1 protein-coding gene is annotated in these 201 nt (G+C 64.2%); it reads right to left on the reverse strand.

Features of this window, described 5'->3' with window-relative positions:
* Positions 1–201, reverse strand: a 201-nt coding sequence (locus tag PZA18_RS24945) for a hypothetical protein (protein WP_284103558.1), incomplete at both ends; no start/stop codon positions are given.

Consider the following 201-nt stretch of genomic DNA (forward strand, 5'->3'; position numbering starts at 1 on the left):
TCGACTTTGCTGGCCTCGGTCAGCAGGTTCAGGTGGTTGTAGGCATAGACCTGGGTTTCGGTCTGCTCGCCGCCGGCACTCGGGTTGCGGGTGGTGGTCTGGCGGATATTGCCGTTGGCGTCGTAGACGTACTGGACGCTGACCTCACGCTGATCGAGCCGGCGCTGGCCGTTGTCGGCATACGACCAGCGCTGGGCGATC

It is taken from the genome of Parachitinimonas caeni (assembly GCF_030129945.1).
In the GTDB taxonomy this organism is placed as follows: Bacteria; Pseudomonadota; Gammaproteobacteria; order Burkholderiales; family Chitinimonadaceae; genus Parachitinimonas; species Parachitinimonas caeni.